Origin of the sequence: Marinobacterium rhizophilum DSM 18822 (genome assembly GCF_000378045.1) — a bacterium.
Lineage (GTDB): Bacteria > Pseudomonadota > Gammaproteobacteria > Pseudomonadales > Balneatricaceae > Marinobacterium_A > Marinobacterium_A rhizophilum.
On sequence record NZ_KB899094.1, the window covers coordinates 267,329 to 288,514 of the forward strand.

20 protein-coding genes are annotated in these 21,186 nt (G+C 57.3%); 17 read left to right on the plus strand and 3 right to left on the minus strand.

Translation table 11 applies throughout. The annotated features are described in order from the left end of the window. The first annotated feature begins 2 nt into the window (after positions 1 to 2). The 6 genes from F451_RS0108860 (at position 3) to upp (ending at position 6,034) form a co-directional block, all read left to right on the plus strand. Positions 3 to 557: a GNAT family N-acetyltransferase gene (locus F451_RS0108860; RefSeq protein WP_205624001.1), complete on the plus strand. Its 555-nt coding sequence runs from the start codon at positions 3 to 5 to the stop codon at positions 555 to 557. 260 nt (positions 558 to 817) lie between these two features. Further along, positions 818 to 1,537: a methyltransferase family protein gene (locus tag F451_RS0108865; protein ID WP_026291621.1), complete on the plus strand. Its 720-nt coding sequence runs from the start codon at positions 818 to 820 to the stop codon at positions 1,535 to 1,537. Positions 1,538 to 1,701: 164 nt separating this feature from the next. Continuing rightward, positions 1,702 to 2,253: a YdeI/OmpD-associated family protein gene (locus F451_RS0108870; RefSeq protein WP_026291622.1), complete on the plus strand. Its 552-nt coding sequence runs from the start codon at positions 1,702 to 1,704 to the stop codon at positions 2,251 to 2,253. A 399-nt stretch (positions 2,254 to 2,652) separates the two neighbouring features. Then, positions 2,653 to 3,927: a GTP cyclohydrolase II gene (locus F451_RS0108880; protein ID WP_020681012.1), complete on the plus strand. Its 1,275-nt coding sequence runs from the start codon at positions 2,653 to 2,655 to the stop codon at positions 3,925 to 3,927. After that, entirely contained in the window at positions 3,917 to 5,152 is a 1,236-nt protein-coding gene (locus F451_RS0108885) for a URC4/urg3 family protein (protein WP_020681013.1), read from the plus strand. Before F451_RS0108880 ends, F451_RS0108885 begins: the two co-directional genes overlap by 11 nt. A 246-nt stretch (positions 5,153 to 5,398) precedes the next feature. Continuing rightward, positions 5,399 to 6,034, plus strand: a complete 636-nt coding sequence (gene upp / locus F451_RS0108890; protein WP_020681014.1) for a uracil phosphoribosyltransferase — start codon at positions 5,399 to 5,401, stop codon at positions 6,032 to 6,034. Positions 6,035 to 6,094: 60 nt separating this feature from the next. Here upp and F451_RS25145 read toward each other — a convergent pair whose 3' ends face one another. Next, complete coding sequence (locus tag F451_RS25145) at positions 6,095 to 6,424, minus strand: MbcA/ParS/Xre antitoxin family protein (protein ID WP_020681015.1); 330 nt, start codon at positions 6,422 to 6,424, stop codon at positions 6,095 to 6,097. Between the two features lie 314 nt (positions 6,425 to 6,738). Here F451_RS25145 and F451_RS0108900 point away from each other — a divergent pair, with 314 nt between their 5' ends. Together F451_RS0108900 and F451_RS26675 are read left to right on the plus strand one after the other, a co-directional pair. Then, the gene (locus F451_RS0108900; protein WP_026291623.1) at positions 6,739 to 7,494 is read left to right on the plus strand and encodes a hypothetical protein; all 756 of its coding nucleotides are present in this window, start codon (positions 6,739 to 6,741) and stop codon (positions 7,492 to 7,494) included. 98 nt (positions 7,495 to 7,592) lie between these two features. After that, positions 7,593 to 7,859, plus strand: coding sequence for a hypothetical protein (locus F451_RS26675; RefSeq protein WP_020681017.1), 267 nt, complete (start codon positions 7,593 to 7,595; stop codon positions 7,857 to 7,859). 113 nt (positions 7,860 to 7,972) lie between these two features. On the opposite strand, the gene F451_RS0108910 is transcribed toward F451_RS26675, so the two are convergent. Further along, positions 7,973 to 8,833: an SDR family oxidoreductase gene (locus tag F451_RS0108910; protein ID WP_020681018.1), complete on the minus strand. Its 861-nt coding sequence runs from the start codon at positions 8,831 to 8,833 to the stop codon at positions 7,973 to 7,975. A 98-nt stretch (positions 8,834 to 8,931) separates the two neighbouring features. Between F451_RS0108910 and F451_RS0108915 the strand changes: the two genes are divergently transcribed. The 4 genes from F451_RS0108915 (at position 8,932) to F451_RS0108930 (ending at position 11,933) form a co-directional block, all read left to right on the plus strand. Then, positions 8,932 to 9,336 (plus strand): winged helix-turn-helix transcriptional regulator, encoded by a 405-nt coding sequence (locus F451_RS0108915; RefSeq protein ID WP_020681019.1) that lies wholly within the window; start codon positions 8,932 to 8,934, stop codon positions 9,334 to 9,336. A gap of 347 nt (positions 9,337 to 9,683) precedes the next feature. After that, positions 9,684 to 9,959: a hypothetical protein gene (locus F451_RS0108920; protein WP_020681020.1), complete on the plus strand. Its 276-nt coding sequence runs from the start codon at positions 9,684 to 9,686 to the stop codon at positions 9,957 to 9,959. A 408-nt stretch (positions 9,960 to 10,367) separates the two neighbouring features. Beyond that, the gene (locus tag F451_RS0108925; protein ID WP_020681021.1) at positions 10,368 to 11,402 is read left to right on the plus strand and encodes a hypothetical protein; all 1,035 of its coding nucleotides are present in this window, start codon (positions 10,368 to 10,370) and stop codon (positions 11,400 to 11,402) included. Positions 11,403 to 11,531: 129 nt separating this feature from the next. Further along, on the plus strand, positions 11,532 to 11,933 hold the full coding sequence (locus F451_RS0108930) for a hypothetical protein (RefSeq protein WP_240476460.1): 402 nt from the start codon (positions 11,532 to 11,534) through the stop codon (positions 11,931 to 11,933). A 450-nt stretch (positions 11,934 to 12,383) separates the two neighbouring features. Here the strand turns inward: F451_RS0108930 and cuyB are convergent, their stop codons facing one another. Continuing rightward, a complete protein-coding gene (gene cuyB, locus F451_RS0108935; RefSeq protein ID WP_026291625.1) occupies positions 12,384 to 13,100 on the minus strand; it encodes a cysteate racemase in 717 nt (238 codons plus the stop codon). Positions 13,101 to 13,391: 291 nt separating this feature from the next. Here cuyB and F451_RS0108940 point away from each other — a divergent pair, with 291 nt between their 5' ends. The 5 genes from F451_RS0108940 to F451_RS0108960 all read left to right on the plus strand — a co-directional run bounded on the left by F451_RS0108940 (position 13,392) and on the right by F451_RS0108960 (position 20,521). Further along, a complete protein-coding gene (locus tag F451_RS0108940; protein WP_020681024.1) occupies positions 13,392 to 14,318 on the plus strand; it encodes a LysR substrate-binding domain-containing protein in 927 nt (308 codons plus the stop codon). 3 nt (positions 14,319 to 14,321) lie between these two features. Continuing rightward, on the plus strand, positions 14,322 to 16,052 hold the full coding sequence (locus F451_RS0108945; protein WP_020681025.1) for a transporter substrate-binding domain-containing protein: 1,731 nt from the start codon (positions 14,322 to 14,324) through the stop codon (positions 16,050 to 16,052). Further along, the gene (locus F451_RS0108950; RefSeq protein ID WP_020681026.1) at positions 16,049 to 17,467 is read left to right on the plus strand and encodes a sigma-54-dependent transcriptional regulator; all 1,419 of its coding nucleotides are present in this window, start codon (positions 16,049 to 16,051) and stop codon (positions 17,465 to 17,467) included. The genes F451_RS0108945 and F451_RS0108950 overlap by 4 nt, the downstream gene beginning before the upstream one ends. Positions 17,468 to 17,765: 298 nt before the next feature. Beyond that, on the plus strand, positions 17,766 to 19,217 hold the full coding sequence (locus F451_RS0108955) for an aspartate ammonia-lyase (RefSeq protein WP_020681027.1): 1,452 nt from the start codon (positions 17,766 to 17,768) through the stop codon (positions 19,215 to 19,217). 23 nt (positions 19,218 to 19,240) lie between these two features. Then, positions 19,241 to 20,521, plus strand: a complete 1,281-nt coding sequence (locus F451_RS0108960; protein WP_020681028.1) for a dicarboxylate/amino acid:cation symporter — start codon at positions 19,241 to 19,243, stop codon at positions 20,519 to 20,521. The last annotated feature ends 665 nt before the right edge of the window (positions 20,522 to 21,186 follow it).

The window sequence follows — 21,186 nt, forward strand, 5'->3', positions numbered from 1 at the left end:
CGATGGTGCAAGTATGTGAAACGCAGAGGTTGATTGTGCGGCGGTTGTCCGTTGAGGACGTTCCCGCATTGGCCGAAATTCTTAGCGATCCCGAAGTGATGAAACACTCGGTTCGCGGCGTTTGTGATGAGGCCGCAACCCTCAAGTTCATTGAGTGGTGTTTAGCCTGTTACGAGTCACAGGGTGTGGGGCCGTGGGCGCTAATCGATAGAAAATCTTCTGAACTCATAGGCTTCTGCGGTCTTGGGCCAGAAATGGTTGTAGATGTCGAGGAAATCAATCTTGGCTACCGGCTTGCCAGGCGCTATTGGAATAAGGGGCTAGCATCTGAAGCGTCCAGAGCAGTCCTGAATTATGCTTTTGGAAAAAGTCTGTTCCAGTCAGTGGTAGTGATCATAGAGCCTGAGCATGTGGCATCGCTGAAAGTCGCTGAGAAAGCGGGCTTTTCCAGCTTTGATTTACTCGAATTTCATGGTCGTCCCGTGAGGCTATACCGTCTGACGTTAGAACAGTGGGAAACGTTGCATAACAATGTCATGCATGCGACAAGCGCGTGATGGCTGGCGTTAGCAGCCCGAGTTACCCACGAACAGTAGACACCTTCTATAGTTAGGTTTACGCCTGACGGGGAGGTGTAGGATGGTCAGGAAAAGTATCAGTCCTATACGGAAGAGTTTCGCCGGGAAGTCGTGAAGCGTGCTGAAGAACCTGGACATACGGCGACCTCAGGCGCTCATGGGTGACCCCGTTTATCTCCGCAAACGGACCGCAAATGCGGGCGTTAGCCACACACGCATATCCGTTTTTTGGGGATGGCATGTCAGAAAAGCCAGTGAATGAAGAGGCTGTTCAAGCAGTACCCCCCCGCCAGTGGGTCAGATTGGTCGTGGTGTATTCCCTGATCCCGCTGGTTCTATTTATATGCGGTGGGGACCTCGGCTGGTCGTCGGCGTGGCTATATTCCATGCTGATTTTGGCCGCTGGTATTGGTGGGCGTATTTGGGCGGAACAACGACATCCCGGATTAACAGCCGAAAGGCAGGATATTGAAAGTTTCAAAAACGCAAAGGCCTGGGATAAAGTGCTTGCTCCACTGATGGCGCTGAGTGTCGGGTTTCCGATGGTCATAGTGGCAGGGTTAGACCATCGCTTCGATTGGTCCCCCGAATTCCCGCTATGGCTCGTCGTAGCTGGCTTCCTATTGATCTCGCTCGGATACGCGTTCGCCGCATGGGCAATTGCAGAGAACCGCTTTTTCTCCGGCGTGGTGCGCATACAGGCGGAGCGAGGGCATGTGGTGTGTGACAGTGGCCCGTACCGGTTTGTGCGCCATCCAGGTTATGCCGGAAATATTCTTGCGCTGTTCGGTATTGTTCTTGCTCTGGGCTCGGTATGGACACTGATTCCTGCGGTGGTGGCATCCATCATCGCGGTGATTAGAACCGTACTTGAAGACCAGACTTTGAATGAAGAGTTGCCGGGCTACAGAGACTATGCGCGACGCGTGCGCTATCGGTTGATTCCCGCGGTATATTGAGAGACCTGAGTGGTGGGCATCCCAGATCAGAGATTGAGTTCCGGCCGAGAGGGTTGCGCGCCGTATAACAACTGAGGCCGATGGGTGGCCCGGTATATCTCCCCGCACTACGTTTCGGCCGCCTGCATTGGCGCCGTTTTTCTCGTTGAAATGCGCACTAGTATATGACTCAAGAATGCACAAGATCGCAGTTCGATGCGCGATTACTTCGTCCCGAGAAACCGGGCCGTGGCAATGAATGGGCCTTCGTGATTTTGCCCAAAGACGTAAGTGCAAAACTGCCCAGGCGTGGCAGAACAACAGTAGACGGGACGATTAACGGTCAAGATTTCCAGGTGTTACTTGAGCCGGATGGTCAAAAGAGCCACTGGATGAGAATCGATGAGACGCTACTAAGAAAAACAGGCGTAGATTTTGGTGACGTTGCTCATTTCGAAATAGTGGCTGTTGAGCAGGAGCCTGATCCGATAGCCCCGCATGACCTGGTTAGCGCCTTGAATGCCTCCCCCGGAGCGCTAGCCACATGGAAGAGTACAACGGCTATTGCGCGGCTCGACTGGATTCATTGGATCACATCAGCCAGACAGGCTAAGACACGCACGAAGCGAGTCAACGATGCATGCGACATGCTCGCTGCTGGAAAGAAAAGAGTTTGTTGTTTTGATCCGTCCGGCTATTACAGTAAGGCTTTCAGTGCACCAAAAACGGTAGATTAAAGAAGTTTAACTCCAGTGTACAGTGTAGTGGTTCAATAATGTGGGACTCCGATTCAGGTGGTGCATTCACCACCGCAGATGGGGTCTTCCATGACAAGACAACGTCGATCGTTTTCAATTGAGTTCAAGCACGAGGCCGCCTGTCTTGTTCTGGATAAGGCATAGCCCAATACCGAGGCTTGCCGCCCACCGGGAGTGGGTCGTGCTGCTTAGGCGCGGATATCTTTCAATTTCAGGAGCCGTTCTTTACCGACTGATTTGAAGATCGAGTTCCTGTCCCTGGCCCAGCATTATCAAAAGGATACCGCCGTTTTCGGTCTTGCCACTGGTACATTTTCGGAGCTAAATAACAAGGGCGGTTATACTGAATAACCTGCTATTAAAACAGGAGCCGTCTCCATGACTACTGGCAAGGATGAAAAACGTAGCTCGTCCCGGCACATCAGATTGACCAGCCATCCTGAGCGGCAAGGCCCCAATGGCGTTCCCGCGATTCACTGGGGAGCGGCCAGCGCGGCAGAGCGCGGGCCTGTCATCGGCACGACCACCAACCGCAGTCAGCGCAACGTCATCGGCGCTCACAGTGGCAGTTACGGCGTTTATCGCGCGCTGGCGATCGCTGCTGGCACCCTGTTGAAAGACCACAAGGCCGACCTGACCAATACCTCGCCCACGGACCTGATTGGACCCAATCCCCAGTGGAGCGGTGCAGACAAGATCGTCTCGATCGATCCCTGGGGCGCCAGCGTGGCCGATGTCTTTTCCGATTACATCGCCCAGGGGTACGACATCCGGCCCACCATCGCCGTCACCAAGGCGCACATTAACCTGCCGGAAATTCATCACGCACTGACCTTCAAACGCCTGGTCCCCGACAATCGCATCCTGCTGGAAAACGGATCGGCAGTCGTGACGAAAGTGGCCATTGAGCCGGTGTGGTGGCTGCCGGGCGTCGCCAAACGTTTCAACGTCAGCGAATCGGATTTGCGGCGCATCCTGTTCGAGGAAACCGGGGGTATGTATCCGGAGCTGGTGACCCGCAGCGATTTCGAGGTGTTTTTGCCGCCGATCGGCGGACAAACACTGTATATCTTTGGTAATCCCCATGATCTGGCCAATCCTGAAGTCACCCTGACCGCCCGCGTGCACGATGAGTGCAATGGTTCCGATGTATTTGGTTCGGATATCTGCACCTGTAGGCCCTATCTCACCCATGCCATTGAAGAGTGTATACAGGGCGCTCAAACTGGCGGTGTGGGGTTGATCGCTTACAGTCGCAAAGAAGGCCGCGCGCTGGGTGAGGTGACCAAATTCCTGGTGTACAACGCACGCAAGCGACAAGTCGGCGGTGACAGCGCGGACAAGTACTTTTTGCGCACCGAATGTGTCGCCGGTGTGCAGGATATGCGGTTTCAGGAACTGATGCCGGATGTGCTGCACTGGTTGGGTATTCAGAAGATTCATCGTCTGGTCAGCATGAGCAACGACAAGTACCGCGCCATCACCGACAGCGGTATCGAAGTGGAACAGCGGATCAAGATTCCCGAAGCATTGGTCCCCGATGATGCACAGGTGGAAATCGAAGCCAAGATTGCAGCCGGTTATTACACCGATGGCGCCGTGCCGGATGCAGAATCATTGGCGAGTACCAAGGGGCGCGACCTTGAAAAATGAGATCACGGCCGATGCCGTTGCAAGGTTGCGTTCTCCCGCTACCATTCGCGAGCGCTGCCGCAATATACTGCAGGCGGTTGAAGCAGGTCAGTCGAAGCATTTTGAGCTGCGGCTGGAAAAGCTCGACGCTGTCGCGCGCCAGGTGGAAGCCGTTACCCGCAGGCAATATCCGGATCTGAACATTCCCTATCACAGCCGATGGCGTCACTTCGAAGCGGGTGCGGTGGATCGCAAGGCTCAACTGGATGCGTGCATTGCGCATCTCGATTCTGCCGCCCAGGCACGAGCATGCATTGACCTGACGCTTATCAGTGTGTTGCTGGATGCGGGTGCCGGTGCGCAGTGGTCGTATCATGAAAGCGGCAGCGGCAAAACCTTGGTGCGCTCCGAAGGTTTGGGCGTTGCCAGTTTCCATGGCTTTATGCAGGGAACATTTTCATCCCGGCGCGATGATCCTTACCGCGTGGATGCGCAGGCGCTGAGACAAATCAACCTGGCTGATCTGGTCGAGCTTTTTCAGGTCAGCACATCCAATCCGCTGGTGGGATTGGAAGGGCGTGTGCAGTTGTTGCAGCGCTTGGGGCAGTGCCTGTCGGAGAATCCCGCGGTGTTTGGTACAGAGGGGCGTCCAGGACGTCTGCTCGATCTGCTGACGCACAAGGGTGAGGTCCGGCAGCTGCCTGCCGCCAGCGTGCTGCAGGCGTTGCTCGAGCATTTCAGTGCCATTTGGTTGACCGGTAACACACTGAACGATGAACCCCTGGGGGATTGCTGGCGTCACCCCTTGGCGGGCGGGGAAGGCGAGTCTGCCGGCTGGGTGCCCTTTCACAAGCTTAGTCAGTGGCTCTCCTATTCCTTGCTGGAGCCTTTTCAGTGGGCGGGTATCACCCTGACCGACCTGGACGGTCTCACCGGTTTGCCGGAATATCGCAATGGCGGTTTACTGCTGGATATGGGTGTCATTGTGCCCAGGCGGGCCGATTTTTTCGCCCGACAATATACCGCCGCCGACGAAGCCATCATCGAATGGCGGGCGCTAACGGTGGCTTTGATTGACAAGCTCGCCCCACGGGTACGTCAGCTATTGCAAAAGTCGGCGGATGAAATGCCCCTGGCCTGTATTCTGGAAGGGGGCACCTGGGCAGCAGGACGCGAAGTTGCCCGTCAGTTGCGCGAGGGTGGGGTACCGCCACTCAACATTGCCAGCGACGGTACGGTGTTTTAGCAGGTTGTTGAAAAGCGTTAGCGAGGCAGCTAGCGCAAGGCAAAAATCCGCGAAATGAGGGAGTTTATGACCTATAAATGACCGAATTATTCGCTTCGCTCACCCCTTCGGGGCCGCACTAAAGTGCGTTCAGGCAAAGCCTGTGAGTCGATTTTTAACGCCGCGATAGCAACGCAGGTAGTTTTTCATCAACCTGTAAGGAATCTACGATCGATACCAAAATCAGCGGAAGAAGGGAATGCCACCATGAGTCAATCTGAAGTCCACGTCATCAGCCATCCACTGATTCAGCATAAACTCACGCTCATGCGGGAACAGAGTCGCAGCACCAGCAGTTTTCGTCGTTTGCTGAACGAAATCAGCATGCTCATGGCCTATGAAGTCACAAAGGACATGCCGACTCAGTTAATCGAAATCGAAACACCGCTGGAAAAAATGCAAAGCCCGGTGATCGACGGCAAGAAAACCGTGTTTGTCAGCATCATGCGCGCGGGTGCGGGTTTTCTGGACGGCATGTTGAATGTGGTGCCCGGGGCGCGGGTCGGGCATATCGGTTTGTATCGTGATCCCAAAACCCTGGTGGCGGTGGAGTACTATTTCAAGATGCCCCACAGCATGCACGAGCGCGACGCCGTTGTGCTCGATCCTATGCTGGCTACCGGCAATTCCGCCGTGGCGGCGGTAGACCGCTTGAAGGAAACCAATCCCCGCTCCATTCGTTTTGTCTGTTTGCTGGCGGCGCCGGAAGGGATCAGGAACTTATCGGAAGCCCATCCCGACGTGCCGATTTACACGGCATGCATTGATCGGGGCCTGAATGATCATGGCTACATCATGCCAGGTCTGGGGGATGCGGGTGACCGGATGTTCGGTACCAAGTGATCGGAATTGTTAATGAAAAGGACCGTCCGCTCACGACGCAAAGCGGACGTTCCGGATTCCTCATAACACTCTCATTGCATCTATATGCCAGCAGACACGTTCGAACACGGTTAAATCCCCTGTACTGATCAGTTCCAGGGGAGATTTCCCTTCGAAATACGGGTCGTCATGAGGGCTCGACATGTAACCGTACACGTCCTCGGGGTCGTCGAAGATTGTGCCGAGGTCTGAGTGGATATTGAGTACGAAGGTCACGCGCTCACATTGCTCCTCACTGAGGACCGCGGGAAATGGCTGGTCAGGATCTAGCTTCAGGATAGCGAGCGCCTGATTTGGCGTGCACTGCCACTGGACCAGAATATGCAGTGCCTCGGATAGGCCGGTGCTCATAGGTTTAACCCCCGATCACAGTCTTTAGGGTGTCCGGCCGGCATGGACTCTGCCAGCGCACGAATGGGTCGTAGTTAAATTACAGTATAGATACAGCCTCAGTGCACTTCTGCAGGAATGAGTGACCCCGTTTGTCTCTTTTATCTCCCGACGTCCTGTACTGTCAAACGGCTAATGGGTTAGCCCGTGTAGACCCCGTTTAACTCCCTGATCCCGTTTGTCTGCGCGGTTCACGGACCGGGACCTCCGTCTATATTGCGGGGGCACTATACTGATTCGGAGGTTCGAATAAGGTTATCGCAGGAGATATTGCCTTGAAGTGTCCAAAATGTGGCTACCTGCGACAAGATCAAGACAGCCATGTCATGGAGGGTGTCTGCCCACAATGCGGCATCGCCTACTGTAAATGGATAGAGAAACCGGTATCGGCTCAAGAACAGCCGTTCGTGCCTGAGCCCGAGAATTACAGCATCGAACCGGTGGAGCACTGGTTAAAGCGAGCCTTGAACCGGCTGCTCGAAGTGCCTGAGCCAGTGGATTCGCCCGCGTTCTGGGGCAGGGTCGCGCTGTTTGTCGCATTCTTCATCTGGGGCTGGTCGTTCATCCTTGGCGGTATCGACTGGCGCTCGATCGGTGGCTCATTTCTGCACAACGTGAACCTGCCTTTCCACGAGTTCGGCCATGTGCTGTTCAGGCCCTTCGGCCGCTTCATGACGATTCTGGGCGGCAGTCTGTTCCAGGTGCTGATGCCGCTGGGGCTGATGCTGGCGTTTATCATCCAGCGGCGCGACACCTTTGCAGCCTCCATCATGTTGTGGTGGTCCGGTCAGAACTTTATCGATGTGTCCCCTTATATCGCCGATGCGCCCCACCGCGCGATTCCTCTGATTCGAGGGTTGAGCGAGGCGTATCACGATTGGGGCAATCTGCTGTCGATGACCAAAAGTCTGCACAGGGCAGGCATGTACGCCGGTGTTTCCTTCGGTATCGGGGTTGCATTGATGCTGCTGAGCTTCTGCTGGGGCGGCTATCTGCTGTATCGCCAGCATCGAAACCTGAACAGGCTTTGATTTAACAGCCACCGAATTCCGGGGCCATCGGGGTCCCTGAAACTCCCGAGAACTTCGAGTTCCACTGGGAGGCGGAAGGCGGCGCCGTCTACTTCGATGTGCAAAGCGAACGTCCGAACGCCGGTGACGAGTTCACCAGCGTCTGGATCGGCGATAACGAGACCGAAACCGGCGGCTCCTTCACTGCGTCGTTCGACGGCTCGCACGGCTGGTTCTGGCAGAAGGACCAGCCACCTCACTACCGGCGGCTACTACGGCGGGCCTTACCAGCCCTGACAGCTTGCCGACGCCACGGCGGTAAGGCCGGTGCCGAACAGGGAGATCACCTGAGCCGGGAAAAGATGCCAGAAGCGTCGATCGTGTAGAAAGGAAGTCGATAAGGCTGAATCGCTGCTGTCCGGGATGCCGGGGGCATGGTAACCCCTGTGCAGAGGACTCGGAAGTGAAGGCCGAACGGAGCGCTCGGCCTTCGGCGGGGTTACTCCGCTGACGCCAGCGCCAGCTTGATCGACTCGGCAATCGGCGTGGTCGGGCGACCGATCAATGCACTCAGCTGTTTGCCGTCGTCGTACAGGCCGCCCTTGGACGCACCGGTATCGGATTCTGCCAGCAGGGTCGCGATGGGTTCCGGCAGCCCGGCGCCGACCAGCGCTTGCCGGTACTCCGCTTCCGGCAGGTTCTCGTAGCTGATCGCCTTGCCGGATTGCACGGCGATCTCAGCGGCGAGTTCGCGTAGCGTATAGGAGTCGTCACCGGCCAGTTCGTAGACCTTACCTGCCTGCTCGCCGGCCAGCAGTATGGCTGCGGCGGCTGCGGCATAGTCTGCCCGAGGTGCAGAAGAGATACGGCCGTCACCGGCGCAGCCCATGACCGCCCCGAACTGCAGTGCCACCGGCACGCCCGCGGTGTAGTTCTCGCTGTACCACCCGTTGCGCAGAATCACGTGGGGCAGGCCGGACTCGGCCAATTTCGCTTCAGTCTGCTTATGTTCCAGCCCCAGCGGCAGCGCAGTGGTATCGGCATGCAGGATGCTGGTGTAGGCCAGCAGTCCGACTCCGGCCTTTTTCGCCGCCTCGATGGCATTGGCGTGCTGAGGCGCCCGCTGGCCGACCTCGCTGGAGGAGATTAGCAGCACCTTGTCAGCGCCGGCAAACGCCGCCTCAAGTGTGGCCGGTTGGTTGTAGTCGGCCTGGCGCACACCGACGCCCTGTTCAGCCAGATCGGCCACGCTGTCCGGGTTGCGCACGGCCGCTGCCACTTCGGAGGCTGGCAGGAACTTAAGCAGTTCATCTATCACCAGTCGGCCCAATTGGCCGGATGCACCTGTTATCACGATCATCGTCTTTCTCCTTGGTTGCTTCACGCTGGAATAAAGCGGTGGAGCTAGACTAACGCTCATGCTAACTTTTAGTAAGTACGCACAAAAAGGTAAGTATGATGAACAAGAAGCTCGATGCGACACCACCGATGGGCCTTAGCGAGCGTTTTGAGCGGGGCGACCTATTCGCTGCGCCATGCCCGTCCAGAGAGGTGCTCAAACACGTCTGCAGCCGCTGGGGGGTGTTGATCCTGATCGCTCTGCGCAACGGAACGCACCGTTTCAGCGAGCTACGCCGGAAGATGGGCGGCGTCAGCGAGAAGATGCTGGCCCAGAGCCTGCAGGCACTGGCGCGCGACGGCTTCGTATCAAGGGTATCCCACCCGGTGGTACCGCCGTTCGTGGAGTACAGCCTGACCCCCATGGGAAAGGAGGTCGCGGAGAAGGTGGCCGACCTGGCGAACTGGATAGAGCTGAACCTGCTGAAGGTGATGGACGCTCAAGCGCTTGCCGCAACGGATTAAGGCAACGCGCTGAGCCCGTACAATCACCCTCTCATCAGGCTTCCAAATCACAGCTATTGTGTAACGGTCCCAAACCGCGACGTCGGCAGCATTTTCGCCTTTTGCCGCTGTCCCGGCTCTTTCACGGTGGTGCAGAGCCTTTCCAGGCCCGGGAAACCGAAAGCGGGCACTCGTTACTGTTGTGACTCGATTCGATGGTCGCTATTCGCCGTCGGCTTTGCGCATCAGTAGACGAAAGGGCGGTACAGTGCCCGCTCAACGGTACCAAGGCAGCTAAATCCCGGCAGGGACGGTATCAACATCAATGCGGTTTTTTATTCATTATGTGGCGAAAAAAGGAATAATGAGTGAGCACTAAAGCGAAAATCAGATGGATCCTTTATGGGGTTGGGTTTTTATTGCCGATGCTGGCATTGTTTGGATGTGATGGGTTCAATGAAGGGTCGATGAAGGTCTCGAGTTGCTTTATTGGGTTTAGTGCATTTGAAGATTTTGCAAACGCTGTTTACGGGTTCGTATTGGTCTCCGCATTCATGCTTGGAATACCGATATTGCTTTACATTGGCGCTGTTGTACTTGTTACCGAGATCATGGCAAGGGCCTTTGGCAGGCGTGGAGGATAATCAATAACGTCTTGGTACCCAATGAACGACGGTCCTTCTGCGGCACTGTTCCAGATGGCTTTTCCAGGCGGCGAGCGTTGCATCGAACATCTCGTAGCTCCCTGTTCTGCGTCTGCGTCTGCGTCTTGGCTTCTGTGCTTTACCTCTGGGGGGCTTGCTGGCGAGCCTGCTCAAATAGACGCCAAGGGTGACCCCATTGCTCCTAGAGCGGCTTAAGAAGAAAGGAGCGTTTTCAATGAGTACATCAACGTCGCGACCTATAATAGGTTCTTGCATATAGCAAAGTGGTTTGATGATAAGCGTTTCCACCTGGAGCAAGCCCGCTAATAACAAGGCCTGGTAACAGCGCGCACTTTGTGCGCAGGACCTCGCTTCATTCGGCCGCTGTTGGCAACGTTAGGAGTTCGCATGGAACTGAACCGTCGCATACTTAAAGAGGCGACTGAAAACGGCCTGATTGGCGAGCAACAGGCGGAGCGCCTTTGGGAATTCGTGAATGAGCGCAACAGGGACACGCCGAGTTTTCGCACCACGCATATCCTTTACTACCTGGGTGGGTTGATCGCCATCGGCGCGATGAGCCTGTTCATGACGTTGGGGTGGGAGCGTTTCGGCGGATGGGGACTGTTCTTCATTGCGCTGGTATATGCCGCCACGGGACTCTGGCTCACCGAACATTTTCTGAATCGCAAACACTTGCCGATTCCAGCGGGAATTACGGCGACCTTCGTCGTCGTTCTCACCCCCTTAGCCATGTATGGCATACAAGCGGCAATGGGTTGGTGGGCGGAGGGACGCGTGTATCGCGAGTACCACACGCATATCGACTGGCGATGGATGTTCATGGAGCTTGCCACGCTCGCAACCGGTGCGGTCATGCTGTGGCGTTACCGCTTGCCGTTCCTCGTCTTGCCCGTTGCCGTGACGCTCTGGTACATGAGCATGGATCTCACGCCCTTTTTCTTTAACGACCAGGACCTGTTGTGGGAGTTGCGAAAACTCGTATCGCTGTGGGTTGGCCTGCTGATCGTACTATTGGCGTTCTGGGTGGATGTTCGCACCCGGCATGACAAGGATTACGCCTTCTGGCTTTACGTGTTCGGCGTCATTGCATTCTGGGGCGGCTTGTCGATGATGCATTCCGACAGCGAACTGAACAAATTCATCTACCTGTGTATCAATCTCGCCATGATTGCAGCGGGCGCCATGCTTTCGCGAAGGGTTTTCGCTGTGTTTGGCGGGCTTGGCGCGGCGGGTTACCTGGGGCACCTGGCCTACGATGTATTCAAGGACAGCATGATGTTTCCGTTCGTTCTGACAGTCATCGGCCTCGGGGTCATCTATCTCGGCATTGTCTGGCAACGACACGAAAAAGCCATCAGCAGCAAGCTTCGAGAATTGCTCCCGCTGGCCGTGAGGGAACTCATTGAGAACAGGCATTGATCTGTGTAACTACTCCTGTCACTCCGCTTCACGCGGAGGCACACAACCAGGCGCCTTCAGCGCCGAATAGCCTACACTTCGCTTCGACCCAGCTGCTGGCTATTGATGCGTTAATTTTCACGGAAGAAAATGATGAAAAAAATAATCGTACCCGCTGTCTTTCTAGTGTTAGGGCTTGTTGGCGGCGTTATGCTCGGTTCCAAAGTCGCGGGCATCCAATACGAGGAGCGTAAAAACCTCGTTTCAACTATTCGTCAGCTTGAACAAGCGCAAGCTTACGTCAACGCGTTCTCTCATAAAGGCGACATCGCCGTAAAATCTCTCATTCTGGAAGACATCAAACTGTATTTGATGGGCGCGCGCTTGTTGGTATCAACAGTCCCAAGTAACACTAAAGCTGAGGCCTGCCGGCGGGTGCAGCGTGTCGCTGAAAGTCGTCAAAATATTATTCAGTTTGCGAAGTCTGGCGCTAAATTAGACCCCGATATCATATCTTTGCTCGATCGTACCAAGGGGTGTATGTCTTGGTAACACCTGACAAGTGACTATGGCTTTACGTCAATATAATTAGGCTGTTTTTTCGCACCAGCGCGTCGCATTTTTCAGCAGCGCATGGAGTACCACGATCAGCGTGCGCATGCGGGCACATGATGGCCACGGTTGGCAGCTTGCCCTGCATCTGCAGGTGCCAGGGCAAAGCTGGAACCAGGGAAATGGGATGGACGCCCCAGGTTTGTGCAGAGCGGCGATCGCAAGCTGTGATGCAACCCTGTTGGCCATGAGGGTCGCTCGCACAGGAATTAAACTCGATAAAATCGAGGTCAGGGTTGATGTGTCCTCTGATGGCCGAGGCATGTTCCTTGATAACGGGATTTCACCTGCATCATCCGAAGTGCCGTTTGACCCTGTTATTTCTGAAGCTCGTACTCCCTGGCATGTTGTTCGATACAGCCCTTCACTCAACCCATCAAACCGGGCGGTTCAAGCAGCCACAGCCCGGGCATTTGACTGTGCCCGGTGCCAGGCGATGCAGGCTTTGGCCAGGGCATCGGTGGCATCAATTCCACGGACGCTCAGGCGGGAGTTGACTGAATCCAGCGCCAGGGGGATTTCGGTACAACCGAGAATCACGCGCTCCACTCCCGATTCCAGTATTCGTTGCAGGCAGTCCTCCAGCATTCGCGCACCCGTTTGCAGAGCGCCGGACTTGACCCGGTAAACAGCCTCCATAATCTGTTGCTGCAGCGCCACCGGGGTATCCTGCAGGCGGATACCGTAGCGGCCCAGTTCCGCGTTGTAGAAACCCGCTTTCAGCGTGCCATCCGTCGCCATGATTCCGACGCAACCGATCTCTTGCGCCGCCAGCTGTTCAGCGCAGGCACGGGCAATATGCAGGATCGGCACGGGGCTGACCCTGGACAGATCGCCGTGCCAGTGGTGTGCCGTATTGCAGGGAATCGCGATGCATCCGACACCGCCCCCGACCAGTGTGTGTACACCCTTTTCAAGCGCCGCAAGCGGTGACTCCCGGTTCTGCATCAGGCAGGCCGTGCGATCCGGTATCTGGGGTACGCAATGGACCAGCAGGGGAAGGTGGTCCTGGTCCCGGCTGGCGGTTGTCTGATCGATGATTTTCTTGACGAAGTCGACCGTGGCCAGAGGGCCCATGCCGCCGAGAATTCCAATAGTCGTGTTCATTATTACTCCCGAGTTGACTGGGAGAAACCTACAGTGCCAGTACCCGGTGCAGCCAATGCCAACTTGGCAGGCGCCATGCCGGCTTTGCATGGGCGGTTAAAATACAATGTTAAATCAACAGGATGTTTGCTATATACGCATCCGGTATGGGGCAGGCAATGTCGGTATAGACTCTGTCATGGCGCGAAACCGGTTTGGCTGCGGCGTATACTGGGCGAAAGCAGGGCCTGGCGCCTGGGTACAATCTCATGCCGGCAAGGTCGCCTGGCGATGTCGAGGGGCGGATTATTGATGAACATTGAAACCAAATGGCTGGAGGACTTTCTGTCCCTTGCCGGCAGCCAGAGTTTTTCCCGCTCGGCCGAAGATCGCCACCTGACCCAGCCGGCTTTCAGCCGACGCATTAAAGCCCTGGAGGCTGCCGTGGGCTGCCAGCTGGTCGACCGGACCAGCGTTCCGGTTCAGCTGACGGATGAGGGCCAACTGTTCCGGATTACCGCCCGCAACCTGGTGGCCCAGCTAGAGGATAGCCTTGCCCATCTGCGCTCCCTGCGCAAAAAGGGCACCGGCGTGATCGATGTGGCCGTTTCCCATACGCTGTCGCTGTCATTTTTTCCTGGTTTTATCCAGTCACTGCAGGATGCGCTTGAAGGCACCCGCACGCGGCAGCTGGTCGCCAACGTGGATGACAGCGTGCAGGCGCTGAAAAATGGCATCTGTGATTTCCTGCTGGCATTTGAAGACCCCACCCTGGCCTCTGAGCAGTTTCGCAAGCTCGAACTGCAGATCGAGCAGCTCGCGCCCATTTGCCGCAGCGATGAGGAAGGCCTGCCGCTGTTCGACCTCGATGCGGCAGATACGCAGAACGTACCCTATCTCGGCTACCCGAGGGAGATCTTTCTCGGGCGCTGCGTGGAACGGCTGCTGGCGCGTCCGCCACACCCCATAACGCTGCGACAGACGTTCGAATCCCCGCTGGCCGACAGTCTCAAGGTCATGGCATTGCAGGGGATGGGCGTGGCCTGGGTGCCGTCGTTCGCGATTCGCGAAGAGCTGCGCCAGGGATTCCTGACGGTGTGTGGCGGGCCGGCCTGGCAGGTTCCTCTCACGGTGTGCCTCTACCGCTGCAGCCGCGCGCTGAGTCATGATGCTGAAACGCTATGGCAGGTGCTGGAGCGTCGCTATGGCGCGGCGGCTGCCGATGCGAGCCGGAGCTGATCGATGGCAATCAGGTCGATGGCAATCAGGTCGATAGCCGCAGTACGAAGCGCAATCGGTTTTTTGCTCGGGGTGAGTCTTACCCTGGCAGGCATTGACCCTGTCCTGGCACGAGGCCCGTCATCCCCGCGTGACGTTATCATCGTGGCCGGCGATCACAATTATCCGCCCTACGAATTTATCAATGCCGACGGGCAGCCGGATGGTTATAACACCGATCTGACCCGGGCCATTGCCGAAGTGATGGGCATGGACGTCGAGATTCAGCTCGGGGGCTGGGCCCAGATGCGCCAGCGGCTGGATAACGGGGAAGTGGATGCCCTGCAGGGCATGTCCTACTCGGACGACCGGGCCGGGCTTTACGAGTTTTCGCCGCCCCATGCCATCATTCACCAGTCGGTCTTTGCTCGCAAGGGCGACGCCGAGATCACCGACCTGGCGCAACTGCGGGGCAAGGAAGTGATCGTGCAGGACCGCGGTATCCTGCACGACCTGATGCTGCACGATGATGTCGGCGCCAAGCTGATCCTGGCCGATACCCACGCCGATGCGCTGCGCTTGCTGGCATCGGGCAAGCACGATTACGCGCTGGTTGCGAATCTGCCGGGACTTTATCTGGGGCGGGAGCTCGAGCTTTCCAACATCGTCACGGTGGGCAAACCTTTTGCCGCGCAACGCTATGGCTACAGCGTACTTAAAGGCAATGCAGAGCTGCTGGCGCAGTTCAGCGAAGGCCTGGCCATTCTCAAGAATACCGGACGCCAGCAGGCACTCTATGAAAAATGGTTCGGCCCGCTGCAAAACTCAGGCGTGCCCTGGAAAAAGATTGGTCAGGCGGCAGGGCTGGTGTCGATCGTGCTGCTGCTGGTGCTGGGCGGTATCGTGATCTGGAACCGAATGCTCACCCGGCAAGTGACGCGGCGCACCCAGGAGCTGCAGATTCAGCAGCAGAAGCTGATCCAGGCCGACAAGATGACCTCCCTCGGTGTCCTGGTGTCGGGCGTGGCCCATGAGATCAACAACCCCTGCGGCCTGTTACTGTTGAATCTGTCCGTGCTGGACGAAGTCTACCGGGATTGCGAGGAAATACTGGAAGCGCACTACCGTGAACATGGTGACTTCGATCTGGGCGGGCTTTCCTATGCCCGCATGCGGGACGAGGTGCCACAGATGCTCGATGACATGCTGGCCGGTGCACAGCGTATCCGCCGCATTGTTGATGATTTGCGCGATTTTGCCCGCCAGGGGCCGGTGGAGCTGAGTGAGACGGCGAATCTCAACGAGGTGGTTGCGACCGCTATTCGGCTGGTCGACAACACCATTCGCAAAGCGACCGATCATTTCAAGGTCAGTTACGATGAGGCCGCGCCTGCATTCCGCGGACATGGCCAGAAGATCGAGCAGGTGGTGATCAACCTGATCGTAAATGCCTGCCAGGCGCTGGAATCGCGTGACAACGCCATCACCGTCACGACCCGGTATGATGCCGGATCGGGTATGCTGCGCCTTGAAGTACGGGACCAGGGGCGGGGCATCGAGCCGGAAAACCTCCCGCGCCTGAGTGATCCCTTTTTTACCACCAAGCGAGAACAGGGCGGCATGGGGCTGGGCCTCTCGGTGTCCGCCAGCATCGTGCAGGAGCACGGTGGCGCTTTGGAATACCACTCCGAACCCGGCAAGGGTACGCGTGCGGTGTTGTCGCTGCCGGCCAACCAGGGGACCCAACCAACATGAGCACTAATCTGTATCCGTCCTTCGGCGTCCTGCTGGTCGATGATGAGGCCCCCTTTTTGCGCAGTCTGAGCATTGCACTCGAACGCCGTGGTGGCATCAATCATATTTACCGGTGCGAAGACAGCCGTGAGGCGCTGGGGATCATCGCCCGCGAACCGATCGGACTGGTGCTGCTGGATCTGACCATGCCGCATCTGTCCGGCGAGGCCGTGCTGCAGCAGATCGTCGAAGAGCATCCGGATGTCGGCGTCATCATCATCAGCGGCCTGAACCAGTTGGAAACGGCGGTGAATTGTATTCGGCAGGGCGCCTATGACTACTTCATCAAGACCACCGAAGAAGACCGCCTGATCGAAGGCATTCGCAAGGCGATCCGTATGCAGGAGATGCGGCTCGAAAACCAGGAAATGCGCCGGCGCTTCCTCAGCGACACGCTGGAGCGGCCGGAGGTTTTCGCCGATATCATTACGCGGGACAAGGGCATGCGTTCGGTGTTCCAGTACCTGGAGGCGGTCTCGGCCAGCAGTCAGTCGGTGCTGATCAGTGGAGAAAGCGGCACCGGCAAGGAGGCGATCGCGCAGGCTATCCACACGCTCAGCGGGCGCAGTGGCCCCCTGGTGTGTGTCAACGTGGCGGGTCTGGATGACAATATTTTTGCCGATACGCTGTTTGGTCACCACCGCGGCGCCTTTACCGGTGCCGACAAGGCACGGGCGGGCATGATCGAGCAGGCCGGCAACGGCACCCTGTTCCTGGACGAGATCGGTGATCTCAGCCTGGCGTCCCAGGTCAAGCTGCTGCGTCTGCTGCAAGAAGGGGAATACTATGCGCTGGGCAGCGATCGCCCCAAGCGCATTCGTGCCCGGGTGCTGGTGGCGACCCACCAGAACCTGGAACAGAAACAGCGTGACGGCGCCTTTCGCAAGGATCTGTATTACCGGCTGCGCACCCACCAGGTGGAACTGCCGCCGCTACGGCGTCGCCAGGGCGATATCGGCCTGTTGCTGGACTATTTCCTGGCGCAGGCTGCACAGGAGCTGGGCCGCAATAAGCCGACCGTCCCGAGGGAACTGCCGGTGCTGCTGCAGAATTATGCCTTTCCCGGCAATGTGCGTGAACTGCGGGCCCTGTGTTACGACGCCCTGAGCCAGCACCGTGGCGGGGTGCTGTCGATGGATGTGTTTCGCCGCGTGGTCGGGCAGGGCGGTGCGCCGGTGGAGGTCCAAAGCGTTACTGATACGGCCTTGTTCCCGCCGGATCAGCCGTTACCGACCCTGCAGGAGATGGCCGATCTGCTGGTTGCCGAAGCCATGAAACGGGCGCAGGGCAACCAGTCGCTGGCTTCGCGGCTGCTGGGTATTTCCCAGCCGGCGCTCAGCAAAAGGCTGAAAAAGGCCCAGCCGGGACCCCTATAACCAGGGTTATAGTCAAACCTTTGGAATAGATTCGTAACCTTTTGATATAAAAAGGTATTTAATAATATCCGGCCTTGCCCCATGACTTTTGTTATACCCCTCCCCAGGCTCGCGTTAGCCGCATTTTTATCCAAATAATTCATACAAAACAATGGCTTAATATAGACGTTGTCGGTCTGGCATCGTCCTTGCAGTTTACTGTTTGAGATGTTTGAGATCAGACCATGGTCGCCCGGACTCCAGTCTTCGGGGCAGGCGCAATGGCTGATACAACAATAAACAGCATGGGACGACATCGATGGGTCAACACCAACCATTGCAACAGTTGAACAACCGGCGGCGGGAGAAGGATCTGCTCGGCGAGGCCTGGGTTCCCGCCGAGGCGTACTACGGTATCCAGACACAGCGCGCCCGCGATAATTTTGACCTCAGTGGCATCAAACTGAAGCTGTTCCCCCAGCTGATCAATGCGCTGGCGCTGGTAAAGGTCGCCTGTGCAAAGGCCAACAATAATCTGGGGCTGCTGGACGAAACCAAGACCGATGCCATCGAGGCTGCCGGCAAAATGATTCTGAACGGTCAGTACCACGATCAGTTCGTCGTTGACATGATTCAGGGCGGGGCCGGCACCTCGACCAACATGAACGCCAACGAAGTCATGGCGAACATCGGCCTCGAACATATGGGCCACAGCCGGGGCGAGTACGCCCACCTGCACCCCAACAACGACGTCAACATGTCGCAGTCGACCAACGATGCCTACCCCACGGCAGTACGCCTGGCCATCCTGTTGAAACACAGCGATCTGGTCAAGGCCCTGGCCTCCCTGCGGGACGCCTTCGCCGCCAAGGGCGAGGAATTTGCCGACATCATCAAGATGGGCCGTACCCAGTTGCAGGATGCAGTGCCCATGACCCTGGGGCAGGAATTCCAGTCCTTTGCCAGCACCCTGGGCGAGGACATTCAGCGTATCGATGGGCTCTCTGAACTGCTCAAAGAAGTGAACCTGGGCGGTACTGCCATCGGTACCGGCATCAACACCGACCCGGAATACGCACGCCTGGCCGTGGGGTACCTGTCGCAACTCAGCGGATTTGAATTCAAGCGCGCCACCGACCTGGTGGAAGCGAGCTCCGACATGGGCGCCTTCGTGCTGTTCTCCGGCATGCTCAAGCGCCTGGCCGTGAAGCTGTCCAAGATTGCCAACGACCTGCGCATGCTCAGCATGGGACCGCGTTGCGGTCTGAACGAAATCAACCTGCCGGCGCAGCAGCCCGGCAGCTCCATCATGCCCGGCAAGATCAATCCGGTGATCCCGGAAGCGGTCAACCAGGTCGCCTACCAGGTGATCGGCAATGACGTTGCCATCACCATGGCGGCAGAAGCGGGCCAGCTGCAGCTCAATGCCATGGAACCTCTGATCGCCTACAACGTGCTGGAATCGATCCGCATGCTGACCCAGGCGATGGATATGTTCCGCAACCGCTGTGTACGGGGCATCACCGCCAACCGCGAGCGTTGTCAGGAGCTGGTGGACATGAGCATCGGCGTCATCACTGCAGTGGTTCCCTACATCGGTTACGAAAACACCACCCGCATCGCCAAGAGCGCGCTGGAAACCGGGCGTGGCGTACTGGAACTGATCCGCGAAGAAGAGCTGATGAGCGAAGAAGAGCTCAACGAGGTGCTCAAGCCCGCCAACATGATTCGTCCGCAACGGCGTCGCCCGGGCACCGCCAAAGGCGTTTAACAACAACAATGAAGGAAAGATCCATGCAACAAGCAACGATAGCGCAACCCCGTGCCGGTTTCTGGAGCCGGCTGGCACTGTGGAAGAAAATCCTGATTGGCATGGCGCTGGGCATGCTGGCGGGGGCGATTCTGGGACCCGATGCGCAGATGCTCAAACCGATCGGCACCCTCTTTATCAACGCCATCAAGATGCTGATCGTACCGCTGGTCTTCTGCTCGCTGGTGGTCGGTGTTACCTCGATGCAGGACACCCGCAAACTGGGCCGCATCGGCCTGAAATCGCTCGTGCTCTATATGGGTACCACCGCGGTGGCCATCAGCATCGGGCTGGCAATGGGCACCGTCTTCATGCCCGGAGAGGGCATCAATATGGTGGCGGCCGAGGCTGCCGCCAGCGCCAAGGAAGCCCCCACGTTGGTACAGACGCTGCTCGACATGGTTCCGAAGAACCCGGTCAGTGCACTGGCAGCGGGCAATATCCTGCAGATCATCGTGTTCGCACTGGGCCTGGGTATTGCCCTGAATCTTTCGGGTGAGAAAGCAAAGCCGGCCGTGGAGCTGTTCGAGAGCCTCGCGGAAGGCATGTACAAGCTGACCGAGCTGGTGATGAAGCTGGCGCCCTACGGCGTGTTCGGCCTGATGGCCTGGGTGTCGGGCAAGTACGGCATGGAGATTCTACTGCCGCTGATCAAGGTGATCGCCGTGGTGTACCTGGGCTGTATCATCCATGTGGTGGTGTTTTACTCCGGCCTGATCAGCACGCTGGGCCGCCTGAACCCGGTGCGTTATCTCAAGGGTCTGGTCAATCCGGCGGCAGTAGCCTTTACCACCACCAGCAGCTCCGGCACCCTGCCGGCCACGATAAAGGCTGCCCGTGAGGAAATGGGTGTCTCCAAGGGTATCTCGAGCTTTGTTCTGCCGCTGGGGGCGACCATCAACATGGATGGTACTGCGCTTTACCAGGGTGTCTGTGCGCTTTTCATATCCCAGGCATTTGGGATCGACCTGACGTTCTCCGACTATCTGCTGATCATCATGACGTCGACCCTGGCATCCATCGGTACCGCCGGTGTACCGGGCGCGGGCCTGATTATGCTGTCGCTGGTACTGACTACCGTCGGGCTGCCGATGGAAGGCCTTGCCATCATCGCCGGTATCGACCGTATCCTGGACATGGCCCGCACGACTGTGAACGTCTGCGGCGACATGATGGTTACCGTACTGGTCGGCAAGAGCGAAAATGAACTGGATGAGACGGTTTATAACCGCTCGAGCACTGCGGCCGAGGCAGAACTGGCCTGACCCCCAAAACAGGCGCTACCCGGCCATGCCGGGTAGCTCTCTGTTCAGCGGCGTTTTGCTGCAAGACGAAATCCGTACCACCTCCCTTCATCCTGCTGATCACCGTGCCATTCAAGGCAGGGTACGGTTAGCTGCTCCAGCCCGACCAACCAAATACGGCGGGCAATGATGCATCAACGTCACTCGACTGTCACCGCGATCCCCTGAGCGCCGCCGATGCTCCGCTTCATCGGCGCATCCTGGAACAGGTGCGCGCGCTTGCTTGCGCTCCTGGCATCCTGACCCGCAAACCAGAAATCTTCCGTTCAATGGAAGCAGATTGGGAGCCTGGGACGCTTTACCAAAACGGTATTTCTGGCCCGGGCTTTGTCTGCGCAGTCGAGTAGGAAGCAATCTGGAGACGGGCAACACAATCCGATTAATCCGCAGTTTAATTTTGGGCTTTCCGAAATTACGCTTTCTGCTGAATTGCTGTTAAGTATGGCGGTATGGCGCAGAGAAGTCAGTCTGCTATGTGCCCAGGCCGTGTGAAAACTCTTGTGATTAGGAAATCGTACCGGCAGGAAAGCATACAAGGCGATTACGAGCCGTGTCAGTGACCCTCCTTCATATCATCCCAGAAACTTTCGAATACGCCCGCTGGAAAGGTTGGCGCTTTTCAGCGG